The organism is Mycolicibacterium iranicum (assembly GCF_002101705.1).
Classification (GTDB): domain Bacteria; phylum Actinomycetota; class Actinomycetes; order Mycobacteriales; family Mycobacteriaceae; genus Mycobacterium; species Mycobacterium iranicum.
On the sequence record NZ_LQPC01000014.1, the window covers coordinates 1 to 13075 of the forward strand.

Here is a 13075-nt window from a genome sequence, read left to right on the forward strand (position 1 = left end):
CTCCACCACCACCGCCGCCGCCCCCTCCGCCGGTGTACATCCCGCCTGCGCCGAACGTCAGCGTCTGCGCGGACGTCGGGCGCCGAATCAACGTTGCTGGATGCATTTGATGGACCGTCCCACGTTCGACCGGCTTTTCGACATGACGGACCGCACCGTCATCGTCACCGGAGGCACGCGCGGGATCGGGCTTGCTCTGGCGGAGGGTTACGTCCTGGCCGGCGCTCGGGTGGTGGTGGCCAGCCGTAAGGCCGACGCCTGCGAGCAGGCCGCGCAGCATCTTCGGGAGTTGGGAGGTCAGGCCATCGGGGTGCCGACCCACCTGGGTGAGGTTGACGACCTCGGTGTGCTCGTCGAGCGCACGGTCGCGGAATTCGGCGGCGTGGACGTCGTCGTCAACAATGCTGCGAATCCGCTCGCGATGCCTTTGGGAGACATCACTGTCGATGCATTGACGAAGTCGTTCGAGGTCAATCTTCGTGGGCCCGTGATGCTGGTGCAGGAGGCGCTGCCGCACCTGAAGTCCAGCGAGCACGCCGCCATCTTGAACATGGTGTCGATCGGGGCGTTCATCTTCGCGCCGGTTCTGTCGATCTACGCCTCTATGAAGGCGGCGATGATGTCGTTCACCCGGTCGATGGCGGCCGAGTTCGTGCACCACGGCATCCGCGTCAACGCGTTGGCGCCGGGACCTGTTGACACCGACATGATGCGGAAGAACCCGAAGGAGGCCATCGACGGCATGGTCGGCGGCACGTTGCTCGGTCGGCTGGCCTCCGCGGACGAGATGGTGGGTGCGGCACTGCTTTTGACGTCGGACGCGGGCAGCTATATGACCGGGCAGGTCATCATGGTCGACGGCGGAGGCACTCCAAGATAGGACCGCGCCGAAACTGCATTCCATGCGGCCTTCGCGGCCGGATTCGCGCACGGAATGCAGTTTCGGCGAAAGATCCTGACCATACGGTCCCGTCGATGTGTATGGTGACTGTCGTGACGATCGACCATACGTTGACCGAGCGCGGTCTTTCTCTAGTGAACGGGAAGACCACCGACATGGCCGAGTCGGTGCTGCGGGTGCCGCTGCACTACTACCGCGACCCGAAGATCACCGAGATCGAGGAGTCGTCGATCCTGCGGCGCACCCCGCTCGCAATCGTGCCGAGCGCTCAGATCCCGAACTGTCACGACTATGTGGTCCGTTCGGTGCTGGGTGATTCGCTGTTGGTGACTCGGGACGCGTCGGGGCGTGCGCATGTGTTCCTGAACTATTGCCGGCACCGCGGCGCCATGCCCGCCTGCGGCAGCGGAAACTCCCGCCGCTTCGTATGCCCTTATCACGCATGGAATTACGACACCGCCGGCAAGCTGGTGCGCGTTCCCGGAAGCGCGGGATTCGCCGGTGTCGATCACGACTCCTACGGGTTGGTCGAGCTGCCCAACGAGGAACGCTTCGGGTTCGTGTGGGCAGTCCTGACGGCGGGAGTCGATATCGACCTGGACGCGCACCTGGGCGATTTCGCGCCCGAGCTCGAGCAGTGGAACTACGCGGCCTTCGGATACCACGATCAGCGCGAGTTCGAGTCGGAGACCAGCTGGAAGGGAGCGCTCGAAGCCTTCGCCGAGGGCTATCACTTTCCCTTCGTCCACGGGCAGAGCGTCATCGGCCAGAACACCGTCGCCAACACCCACGTCTACGACGAGTGGGGCCGCCATCATCGAATCGGCTTCCCGTTCAACAACATCACCGACCTCAACGAGAATCCGGGCGAGGACTGGGATCCCGTTCTCCGTATGGGTGTCATCTACTGGATCTATCCGAACCTGATCCTGGCCAACAGTCCGGTGGGGGTGGAGATCATCGACATCCTGCCTGCCGGGGAGCCGACGCGGTGTTCAGTCCGGCACAGCTGGATGGCGCGCTACCCGGCCACCGACGACGCGCAGCGGGCCTTCTATGACCAGATCTACGACCAGGTGCATGCCGCGGTTCGAGACGAAGATTTCGTCATGCTTCCGCAGTGCGGTGAAGGCGTACGGCACGGCCAGCACGACCATATGCTCATCGGCCGCAACGAGATTGGCGTCCAGCACATGATCCGGGTGCTCGCAGGCGAACTGGGAGTCGCACTGGACTAGCCCCCTGTCGCCGAAACTGCATTCCATGCGGTGTCCACTCGGGCAAGCCCGCGCGGAATGCAGTTTCGGCGAGTCTCAACCTTTGCGCAGCACCTTGGCGGCCGCTTCGCGCATCTCGCCGCTTGTCGAAGCCAGGATCTGGCTGCGATTCTCCAGGTGCAGGGCCGCTTCCAAGCTCGATGCTTCGAGGTTCGCCCACAGCACCTGCTTCGTCGACTCGACGCCGAACTTCCCGAAATCACAGAGGGTTTCGGCAATGCTCATCGCCTCGTCGACCGGGGTCTCCGTCACGCGGGATACCAGTCCGAGCCGCAGCGCCTCCTCGGCGTCCACGGCACGTGCAGTCAAGATGAGGTCGAATGCGGTTCCCGCGCCGATGATCCGGGGCAGCGTGTAGCTCACACCGATATCGCAGCCGCCCAACCCGAGTTTGATGAATTGGGTGCAGAACCGCGCAGACGGTGACGCAACGCGGATGTCACACGCCGCGGCGATGCCGAAACCGCCTCCGTAGGCGACGCCGTTGACGGCCGCGATCACCGGCTGACGCAGCCGGTGGATCTTGGCGGTGAGCTCGGCGATGCGTTCCTGCCACCGCATCCCCGATCGAGGGAACTCGGTTCCGCCGCCCGCCTCGTCAGGATTCGGGGTGCTCAGGTCCAGGCCGGAGCAGAAGCCACATCCCGCCCCGGTCAGCACCACGACGCGCACGGTGTTGTCGTTGCCGGCCGCATCGAGTGCATCATGCAACGCCTCGACCAATTCGTAGGTCAGCGCGTTGAGCTTGTCCGGCCTGTTCAGAGTGAGGACGGCGATCTCAGGCCGGGGAAGTGTCACTTCGAGTGTCGACGACATCCCGCAACGTTAACCGCTGCGCCACCCCGCCACGCCGACGGTGATCATCCGAAGTTGTTTGACCGCGACACGCCGGATCTCCTCGATACTCGCGGGTTCGGTGGCGTCTTCGAGGGATTCGGCGATCACGATCATCGTGTTGACGAAAACACTGGCCAGGATGTTGAGGTCCTCGCTGCTCCATGTGTTGAGGTTCGGGAAGCGCGCCAGGTCGATGGCCAACTCCGAAGTGATCAAGCGGATCTCGGTGCGGATCGCGTAACGCAATACCGTGACGCCGGTGGAGCGTTCGCGTCCGATGAACCGCCAGTGCTCGCGCCGCTGCTGCACACTGTCGATGAGGATGTCGACCGATGACTCGATGACGCGGTTGGGATCGAGCTTGCCTGCGCGGGCGCCACGCAGCATGTCGCGCAGGGCGCGAAACGATTCGTCGATCAGCACCAGCCCGAGGGCTTCCATCGATTCGAAGTGGCGATAGAACGCGGCAGGCACGATCCCGGCTTCTCGGGTGACCTCGCGCAGGCTCAGTGCGCTGAAGCTTCGTTCGGCGAGCAGGTGCAGTGCAGCGGAGACGATCGCGCGGCGGGTGGCCTCTTTGCGTTCCTCCCGCGACAGGGTGTCCCTGCTCTTTTCCTTCGACCGGGAGCGGCTCGAATGCCCCGATCGTGAGCTGGGAGTACGACTGTTCACTATGTGAAACCTACCACAAGCTGCAGTGATCTCTTGACGTGACCAGCGCTGAGCGCGCACGGTGTACACATGTTCACTGAAACTTTGACCAAGCGGGTTAAGCGGTCCGCCCTGCTGGACCTCCTGACCGGTCCCCACGGCGTCGACCGCTACACCGAGCTGGTCGACCCCACCTGGACGCGCGGGCAGGGCCGCGCTCGGGTTGTCGGGGTGCGGCGGACCACGCCGCGAAGTGTGACCCTGACGTTGGCCCCCAACCGGGCCTTCACCGGCTTCCGGGCCGGTCAGCACATCAACGTCTCCGTCGACATCGACGGGCGACGCCGAACCCGGCCCTACTCGCCGGCCAACGGCGAGGGCGACGGCCACATCGAGCTGACCATCGGTCGCCACGACGGCGGACTGGTTTCGAACTATCTGTTCGAACACGCGCGCCGCGGCATGGTCGTCGGCCTCGATTCGGTGGGCGGAGACTTCACGCTTCCCGAGCACCCGGGCCGCAAGATCCTCTTCGTCTCCGGCGGAAGCGGCATCACCCCTGTCATGTCGATGTTGCGCACACTTCGATCCCGGCGGCATACGGGCGAGGTGGTCTTCGTCCACTACGCACGGTCGGTGCACGAGGCCTGCTACCGCGCCGAACTGGCCGAGATCGCCCGGGTGATGCCGAACGTGACCGTCTTGCACGGATATACGCGTGACACCACCGGCTCTGATCTCGACGGCCGCTTCAACCCGGCGCACACCGCGATGACAGAACCCGATGCGGTGTACGCGTGCGGGCCGCCGGCTCTTGTCGACGCGGTTCGTGAGGTGTTTCCGCATGCCGAGTCGGAGAGCTTCGTGCCGCCCGAGTTCACGATCACCGAATCATCCGGCGGGAACGTGAGTTTCACCGGAGCCGGCATCGACGTCGTCGACGACGGTCAGCCGATTCTCAACCAGGCCGAGAACGCCGGCCTGACCCCCGAGAGCGGATGCCGCATGGGGATCTGCTTCTCGTGCACACGACGCAAAACAAGCGGCGCTGTCCGCAATGTCATCACCGGCGCCGTCTCGTCGACCGAGGAAGAGGACGTGCAGATCTGCGTCTCGGCCCCCGTCGGCGACGTTGTCATCGACCTTTAAGCCAACCCCCGCCGAAACTGCATTCCGTGCGGTGTTTCCGCCCGAATTCGCACCGTAGATGCAGTCTCGGCACCAACTGAGAGGTAGGAATCATGACCGAAACTCTGGACACCACCACTCCCGAGACGTCTGCGCAGGCGCGGACTCTCAGCAAGACCGTCGCCGGAAAGACCGTCACCCTGACCCCCGAGCAGGCCGAGGCCTTCGGTCGCGAGCTCGACGCGCTCAAGGAAACTGTCATCGCCGACCTCGGGGAGCGCGACGCCACCTACATTCGGCGAATGATCAAGGCGCAGCGCGGACTTGAGATCGGCGGTCGCGCCCTGCTGTTCGGTGGCATCTTCCCGCCGTTCTGGCTGGCGGGCACAGCGATGCTGGGCCTGTCCAAGATCATCGACAACATGGAGATCGGCCACAACGTCATGCACGGCCAGTACGACTGGATGGGCGATCCGGCGATCTCGAGCCGCAACTTCGAATGGGATACCGCGTGCCCGGCCGACCAATGGCGTCACTCGCACAACTACATGCACCACACCTACACCAACATCGTCGGGCTGGACCGCGACATCGGCTACGGCATCCTGCGGATGAGCACCGACCAGAAGTGGCGGCCGTACTACCTCGGCAACCCGGTGTACGCGTTCCTGCTGATGGTGCTGTTCCAGTACGGGGTGGCGCTGCACGAGCTGGAAAGCGAGAAGATCGCCGCCGGTGAGATAACCCTGACCGACAAGCGCGAAATCCTGGAAGGCATCTGGCGAAAGACCAAGCGCCAGACGCTGAAGGACTACGTCGCCTTCCCGCTGCTGGCCGGGCCGTTCGCGCCATGGGTGTTCGCCGGCAACCTGACCGCGAACCTGATGCGCAACGTGTGGGCCTACATGATCATCTTCTGCGGACACTTCCCGGAAGATGTTCAGGAGTTCTCGATCGAGGAGACGAAGGCTGAGACGCGGGGCCAGTGGTACTTCCGCCAGGTGCTCGGTTCGGCGAACCTGACCGGCGGAAAGCTGTTCCACATTCTGAGTGGCAACCTGTCCTTCCAGATCGAGCATCACCTGTTCCCGGATATCCCGGCGTTCCGGCACGCGGAGATCGCACCCAAGGTGCGCGAGATCTGTGAACGCTACGGCGTGCCCTACAACACCGGTCCGCTGCCGCGGCAGTTCGCGACGGTGGTCCGCAAGATCTTCAAGTACGCGCTGCCGTTCTAACCCGCTCGCCTTCTCGCCGAAACTGCATTCCGCGCGGTCTCCTCTCGGAATTCGCCGCATGGAATGCAGTTTCGGTGTTGGTGCGACGCGGGACGTAGGCCTTGTGGGCCTGCCGTCCGCGTGGTGAGGTGTGCCAGGGTCGGCTCATCTTTGCGGAAGGAAGCGTTCATGCGTGCTGCGATCGCGGCGGTGTCGGTGTTGGCGGCGGGTGCCCTGAGTGGGATGGGTGTCGCCTACGCGCAGCCTCCGGTGCCGTCCGCGGGTGAGCTGACATCCGAATTGCAGCAGGTGCTGAATACCGGAACGCCCAGCGAGGTGCGCGCATCCAAGCTGGCCGGCGGCGAGGCTGCGATCCCCACCGCCGACAACATTGCCAACCGGTTGAACACCTATGGCGGCATGGTCAACTGGCAGGTGCAGAACCCGGTTCTCAACGGTGACCAGCTCGATGCGCAGATCGCGGTCACGATCCCGATCTTCGGAACCAAGACACACAACATCTATTGGATCGACCAGGACGGCGCGTGGAAGCTGTCCAACCCGTCGGCATGCGTGATCGCCCGCGACGTAGCAGGCGTCGACTGCACCGTCTAGGCCTCCGCCGAAACTGCATTCCGTGCGGCCCTCAGGCGGGAAGCCCCGCACGGAATGCAGTTTCGGCGACTCTTTCGGCATAGCCGTATGCGTAAGACGGGATCTGAATGGTCCCGCGCCAGCCGCGCGCCAGCATGGCCCGGTTAAGCGAGTTGATGACGAGGACGGGGTCATCCTCCTTCACCACGGATGTGACGTGCCAGTTCAGACGCCGTAGCTCAGGCACAACGAATCGGTCCTTGAGGTATTGAGCGCGATCCGATTGGTGTTGGTCGCCGTCATACTCCAATGCGACCTTGTAGTCCTCCCATCCGAAGTCGAGGAAGCGAACGTGATGTCCGGTCTCGTCCGCGACGGGGATCTGGGTTCTAGGCGTCGGAAAGCCGCAGTCAAGAACCAATTTTCGCCACCAGGATTCGCGGGGCGATTCGGCGCCTCCGTCGATGAAGGGAAGCAGCGCCTTCAGGCGTGCGACGCCGCGTGCGCCCCTATAGCGTTCGGCCAACAGCGCGACGTCCCCGATCGAGAAAGGCTGTGCTCGCATCAGCGCGTCCAGCCGGCCCAACGCCTCGTAATCGGGCCGGTGGCGGCCCAGGTCGAATGCAGTCCGGGACGGAGTCGCCACGGGAAGCCCGTCAAGCTCGCGCCACTCGTCCGAGGCGATCCGCTCGTTGCGGGCAATGATGCCGTCCGGTGGCCGGGTGTATGTGAAGATCAGCTCGATGTCGATATCGGTGTCGATCCACCTCGCCCCGTGCAGGGACGACGCCGCCAAACCGGTGACGATGCCGACGCGGCGCGAGTACAGCCAGGCGCCTATGGCGCGATCTCTGACCGTCACGATCCGATCCCGCGGCGCGTGCACGTTGCGAAAGAGAGGACGGTAATACCGTCGAAGGGTGTGGCTCGTGATTGCACCGCTGGCGAGCGCCTCGGTGCCGATGATGATGTCGTCCATGAGCGAATGATCGGCGCTGAGTCCGACAGGATTCGCCGAGATTGCCTGCAGTGTTGAAGTTATCCCCAGACATGCGCGTGGAATGCAGTTTCGGCGAAAGCTCTGTCAGCGTTGGCAGTTGGGGCACCAGTAGGTGACTCGCTCGGTGTCCTTGTCGGTCTCGATCGGTGTGCCGCAGCGACGGCAGGGCAGTCCCGCCCTGCCGTACACCCAGACGTCTTGACCGGGTCGGGTGTTTCCGGTGGTGGTGCGGTTGATGCGTAACCTGTTGAGCCACAACATCTGCTGGGCCCGGTTGGCCAGACGCAGTGGATCCGCGACTTCTTTGACAGCCGTGCCTGGCAGCAGTCCGAACACGAAGCAGATCTCATTGGCGAACACGTTGCCCACGCCTGCCATCACCCGCTGATCCAGCAGCGCTTCGGACAACGGGCGATCGGGATCGGCGACCAGGTTCGCTGCGGCCGTCTGAGCCGACCAGTCGGCCCCGAGCAGGTCCGGCCCCAGGTGCGCGACGGCCTCCATGTCGGTCGCACGGTCCAGTATTTCCAGCACTCCCAGGTCTATGCCAGAGGCACGAGAATCGGCCGTCTCCAGCACGATTCGGATCTTGTATGCCGGTTGCCGGACGCGGCCGATCACCCAGGCGCCGTCCATCTTCAGATGCGAATGAATGCTGGCCTGGCCCACCCGGATGAAGAGGTGCTTGCCGCGGCTGAGCACTTCGTCGACGACCTGACCGGACAGGTCCACCGCCGCGTAGCGGGGAACGCGGACGTCGCACCGCGTCAGCTCCCTGCCTTCCAGAGCTTCTAGCAGTTTGGCTGCGGTGCGGAAGACGGTGTCCCCTTCCGGCATCAGCGCAGCCGCAGCCCGCGCGGTGTCCGCGAGAAGCCCGCCGTCGCCAGCGCCTCGACGACGTGCGAGTCCCGCGCCTCCAGTACCGGAACGCCGTCGACACGTTCCACCAGCAGCGCGGGAACCCTTCGCCGGGTGACCAATTCGGCCAGTGCAGCGGCCGCCGCGTTCGCCGTCTCCTGGTCGATGCCGAAGCTCAGCAGCGAGCGTCCTCCCCGTTCGACATACCACGCCAGCGCGCCGTCCACGAGCACGACGAGCGCTCCGGCTTTGCGACCCGGGCGATGCGCGGTGTCACCCTCGGCTCCGCGGGACGGCCACGGTAGCGCCGCGCCGTACGGGTTGGCAGGGTCGGTGGCCGCCAGCGCGACCGCGCGCAGGCTCTGCTGCTTGTCGTCGATGCTGTCCGCATGGCTACGCAGCCTGTCGACAGTGCTCGCCGTCGCGAACTGGGCACCGCCGAGCGACTCGACGAAGTAGCCGCGTTGGCACCGTCCGGCATCCTCCATGGTGGTGAGCACCTTGTACATCGACGCGAAACCGCCCACGATGTTCTCGCTGGCCACCGCACCCTTGGTGAGTACTCCGTGACGCGCCAGCAGCTGGTCGGCCTGGTAGTGCGCGCGCACCGTGGAATCGACTTCCGGGACGGGCAGGGCCGACCATCGTCCTGCCACAGTCGGGTCGGAGTCGCGGTGCGCGCTGAGGCTCGACGTGCTGAGGCTGTAGCGGCTCAGCCGCGGAGCCCTCCGGTGCCGGTGCGACGGGGTCGCCGCACGCCGCGAGCCCGGTCCTTTTGTGCCCGCCAGCAGCGCCCGCACGGGAGCGAACGTGTCACCGCCGACGTGCCCGGCCCAGATCAACTGCCACAGAGCTTCTTTCAACGACTCCGTGGGCACCCCGTCGATGGCCAGTTGGCGGAAGAAGTACGCACCGCCACCCGACAGTGCCGCCAGAATCTGATGGTGGACGTCGGTCATCTCGAGTTCGCCCGGTGGGGCGAGCGACAGCGGCGCGGTGTCCGCCGGATGGAAGGACACCCAGCCGTCGGCGGCCGACAGCGCGCCCGATCCCGACCACAGCACCTCGCCCGAGGCCAGCAGTTCGTCGAGCATCCCCGGCTGGTAGTCGCGGACGCGCTGCCCGAAGATCAGCGGCTCGACCGCGGACGCCGGCATCGGCACACCCGCCAGCTGATCGATCACCGCGGCGAGCCCGTCCACACCTGATACCGAGTCGGTGCCCAGCATCTGCCACGCGGGAAGAAACCGCCCGAACGCCGTCGTGCTGACAGGTTCGATCTGGGCACGCAATGCCGCCAGCGAACGCCGGCGCAGGATGCGCAGCACCTCGGCGTCACACCACTGTTCGACGCCTCCGAAATCTGTTGGGACGTCGCTGAACTCACCGCGAACCAGCTTGCGGTCGGCGGCCAGCCGGCCCAGTACGTCTGCCGCCACTCGCAACCCGAGTCCGAAACGGGATGCCGCGTCCGCCGTGGTGAACGGGCCCCGGGTCCGCGCATACCGCGAAAGAAGCTCGCCCAGCGGATCGACGATCGGCTCCAGGAACGCCATCGGCACGCCGACGGGAACTGCCACGCCGACACCGTCGCGCAGACGTCCGATGTCCTCGACAGCAGCCCACCACGTCTGGCCGGCGTACGACACCGGCAGAATGCGCTTGGCGGTCAGCAGTCCCTCGAGCCAGCCGCCGATCTCGGACTGGACACACCGCTCGGCGATCTCGTCGGCGGTCAAGGGTCCAAGCAGTCGCAACAGGTCGGCAATGCCCTCGGCGTCGCGAACCAGTCGCTCCGGGGTGAGGTGCTGCAGCTGGCGCGTCGTGGTGGCGATGACGTCGGCGTCGAGAAGCTCGCGCAGTTCGACGCGTCCGAGCAGCTCGGCCAGCAGGGTCGGGTCCAAAGCCAGTGCTGCAGCCCGCCGTTCGGCGAGTGGACTGTCCCCTTCGTACATGAATGCGCCGACGTATCCGAACAGAAGCGATGCGGCGAACGGAGACGGCGTCTGGGTTTCCACTTCGAGGATGCGAACCCGGCGCTGGGCGATGCGACCCATGAGCGCCGTCAGCGTCGGAACGTCGTAGACGTCCTGCAGGCACTCGCGCACGGCTTCGAGCACGATGGGGAAGTCGGGGTAGTTGCGTGCGACGTCGAGCAGCTGCGCGGCACGCTGGCGTTGATGCCACAGCGGTGACCGCTTGCCGGGGTGGCGGCGCGGCAGCAGTAGGGCGCGGGCGGCACACTCGCGGAACCGCGATGCGAACAGGGCCGAGCTGCTTACCTCGGTGGTGACCAGCGGCTCGATCTCGTCGGCGTCGAACACGAAGATGTCGGCGCCGGGCGCCGCGTCGTCGGTGTCAGGGAGCCGCACGATGATGCCGTCGTCGGACGCCGTCGGCTTCTCGTCGATGCCGTAGCGCTCGTAGAGCCGCTTGCCGACCGCCAACGCCAGTGGTCCGTGCACCCGTAAGCCGTAGGGGGAGTGCAGGATGACTCGCCAGTCGCCGAGTTCGTCGCGGAAGCGCTCGACGATCAGCGTCGTGTCCGACGGCACCGCCGACGTCGCCGAGCGCTGCTCGTCGATGAGCTGCCACAGGTTGTCGGTCGCAAAGTCGTCGAATCCGACTTCCTGGCAGCGTGATTCGAACTCGGTGCGGTCCAGCCGAGCCAGCTCGCCGTTGAAGGCGCCGATGGCCGCACCCAGTTCGGCGGGACGACCGACGCCGTCGCCGCGCCAGAACGGCAGCCGCGCCGGTTCACCGGGCGCGGGAATGACCAGCACCCGGTCGTGGGTGATCTCGGTGATGCGCCAGCTCGTCGCGCCCAGGGAGATGACGTCGCCGGGCCGGGACTCGTAGACCATCTCCTCGTCGAGTTCCCCGACCCGGGAAGGCTTCTCGGAGTCGGCGCTGGAGGCCAGGAACACGGTGAAAAGCCCGCGATCGGGAATCGCCCCACCTGAGGTGACCGCCAGCCGTTGCGCGCCCGGGCGCGATGTCAGCGTGCCGGTGTCGCGGTCGTAGACGATGCGGGGTCGCAGCTCGGCGAACTCGGTGGACGGATACTTCCCCGACAGCAGGTCCAGCGTCGCCTCGAATGCGCTGCGCGGCAGGGTTGCGAACGGCGCGCTGCGTCGCACGGTGTCGAACCACGCGTCGGCGCTGATCGGCTCGAGGGCGGCGGCCGCCACGGTGTGCTGGGCCAGCACGTCGAGCGGATTTGTCGGCACCCGCATCGTCTCGATCTGCCCGGCCAACATCCGCTGCACGCTGACCGCGCAACCGATCAGGTCGGTGCGGTGCTTCGGGAACAGCACGCCCTGGCTGATCTCGCCGACCTGGTGCCCGGCGCGACCGACGCGCTGCAGACCACTGGCGACCGACGGCGGCGTCTCGACCTGGATCACCAGATCGACTGCGCCCATGTCGATGCCGAGCTCAAGACTCGACGTGGCCACCACCGCTTTGAGCCGGCCGCTCTTGAGAGCGTCTTCGACGTCGGCGCGCGCCTCCTTGCTGACCGAGCCGTGGTGGGCGCGTGCCAGCACCGGCTCGGCACCGTAGGTCTGCCCGCTGCCCATGATGTGGGCGGGTGCCCCGCCGGCCACCCCGGGGTTGTGGGCGCCCAGTTCGATACCGGCCCGTTCTGCGTGAATCTCGTTCAGCCGCGCGGTCAGCCGCTCGGCGAGACGCCGCGAGTTGGTGAACACGATCGACGAGTTGTGCGCCTCGACCAGATCGACGATGCGTTCCTCGACGTCCGGCCAGATCGAGTTGTCTTCGAGGTTGGCCATGTCGGGGACGGGCACCTGCACCGTGAGGTCGAACGTCTTGGCGGCAGGAGGCGCCACGATGGTCGTGGGCGAGGCGCCGGACAGGAACCGGGCCACCTCTTCGGGCGGACGCACCGTCGCCGAGAGACCGATGCGCTGCGCGGGCCTGTCCAGCATCGCGTCGAGCCGCTCCAGCGACACCGCCAGATGGGCGCCCCGCTTGGTGCCCGCCACGGCGTGCACCTCGTCGACGATCACTGTTTCGACGTCGGCCAGCGTCTCGCGAGCCGCGGATGTGAGCATCAAGAACAACGACTCGGGTGTGGTGATCAGGATGTCGGGCGGTTTGGTGATCAGTTCGCGGCGCTTACTGGCAGTGGTATCGCCGGAGCGCACGCCGACGCTGATCGCCGGGGGTTCCTCTCCGGTGCGCTCGGCGATACGCGAGATACCGGTCAGCGGGGTGCGGAGATTGCGTTCGACGTCGACCGCGAGCGCCTTGAGCGGGGAGACGTAGAGGACCCGAGTGACACGCTTGGCCTGCGGTTGGCGGGCCAACCCATCGATCGCCCACAAGAACGCCGCCAGCGTTTTACCCGAGCCGGTCGGAGCGATGACCAGCGTGTTTTCCCCCGCGGCGATGGCCTTCCAGGCCTCGGCCTGCGCCGGGGTCGGCTGGACGAACGTGCCCGCGAACCACTCGCGCGTCAACGCGCTGAAGCGTGACAGCGGATCGGTCGTGGTGGGCATGGCTCCATGGTGCCCTCCTGCACCGACAACCCACGTCCGGGCTGACCGTCGTCGCCAAAAACTATCCATATCGCGAAGTCAGAGGCCTA

At 65.9% G+C, this 13075-nt stretch carries 10 protein-coding genes; 5 read left to right on the forward strand and 5 right to left on the reverse strand.

Annotated features, from left to right (window positions below):
• The first annotated feature begins 109 nt into the window (after positions 1-109).
• On the forward strand, positions 110-880 hold the full coding sequence (locus AWC12_RS02365; RefSeq protein WP_024448463.1) for an SDR family NAD(P)-dependent oxidoreductase: 771 nt from the start codon (positions 110-112) through the stop codon (positions 878-880).
• Positions 881-993: 113 nt separating this feature from the next.
• Positions 994-2139, forward strand: coding sequence for an aromatic ring-hydroxylating oxygenase subunit alpha (locus tag AWC12_RS02370; protein WP_234813809.1), 1146 nt, complete (start codon positions 994-996; stop codon positions 2137-2139).
• A 75-nt stretch (positions 2140-2214) separates the two neighbouring features.
• Here AWC12_RS02370 and AWC12_RS02375 read toward each other — a convergent pair whose 3' ends face one another.
• Positions 2215-2994: an enoyl-CoA hydratase/isomerase family protein gene (locus AWC12_RS02375; protein WP_085172080.1), complete on the reverse strand. Its 780-nt coding sequence runs from the start codon at positions 2992-2994 to the stop codon at positions 2215-2217.
• A 9-nt stretch (positions 2995-3003) separates the two neighbouring features.
• Positions 3004-3687, reverse strand: coding sequence for a TetR family transcriptional regulator (locus AWC12_RS02380; RefSeq protein ID WP_024448466.1), 684 nt, complete (start codon positions 3685-3687; stop codon positions 3004-3006).
• Between the two features lie 69 nt (positions 3688-3756).
• Between AWC12_RS02380 and AWC12_RS02385 the strand changes: the two genes are divergently transcribed.
• The 3 genes from AWC12_RS02385 to AWC12_RS02395 all read left to right on the forward strand — a co-directional run bounded on the left by AWC12_RS02385 (position 3757) and on the right by AWC12_RS02395 (position 6626).
• On the forward strand, positions 3757-4815 hold the full coding sequence (locus AWC12_RS02385) for a ferredoxin reductase (RefSeq protein ID WP_085172082.1): 1059 nt from the start codon (positions 3757-3759) through the stop codon (positions 4813-4815).
• Positions 4816-4907: 92 nt separating this feature from the next.
• Complete coding sequence (locus AWC12_RS02390) at positions 4908-6032, forward strand: fatty acid desaturase family protein (protein ID WP_085172084.1); 1125 nt, start codon at positions 4908-4910, stop codon at positions 6030-6032.
• A gap of 168 nt (positions 6033-6200) precedes the next feature.
• Positions 6201-6626, forward strand: coding sequence for an MTB12 C-terminal domain-containing protein (locus AWC12_RS02395; protein ID WP_085172086.1), 426 nt, complete (start codon positions 6201-6203; stop codon positions 6624-6626).
• A gap of 31 nt (positions 6627-6657) precedes the next feature.
• Here AWC12_RS02395 and AWC12_RS02400 read toward each other — a convergent pair whose 3' ends face one another.
• From AWC12_RS02400 to AWC12_RS02410, 3 genes are all read right to left on the reverse strand, one after another.
• Entirely contained in the window at positions 6658-7584 is a 927-nt protein-coding gene (locus tag AWC12_RS02400) for a type IV toxin-antitoxin system AbiEi family antitoxin (RefSeq protein WP_085172088.1), read from the reverse strand.
• 105 nt (positions 7585-7689) lie between these two features.
• Positions 7690-8442, reverse strand: a complete 753-nt coding sequence (nei2, locus tag AWC12_RS02405) for an endonuclease VIII Nei2 (protein WP_085172090.1) — start codon at positions 8440-8442, stop codon at positions 7690-7692.
• Complete coding sequence (locus tag AWC12_RS02410; protein WP_085172092.1) at positions 8442-12986, reverse strand: ATP-dependent helicase; 4545 nt, start codon at positions 12984-12986, stop codon at positions 8442-8444. Before AWC12_RS02410 ends, nei2 begins: the two co-directional genes overlap by 1 nt.
• Between the last annotated feature and the right edge of the window lie 89 nt (positions 12987-13075).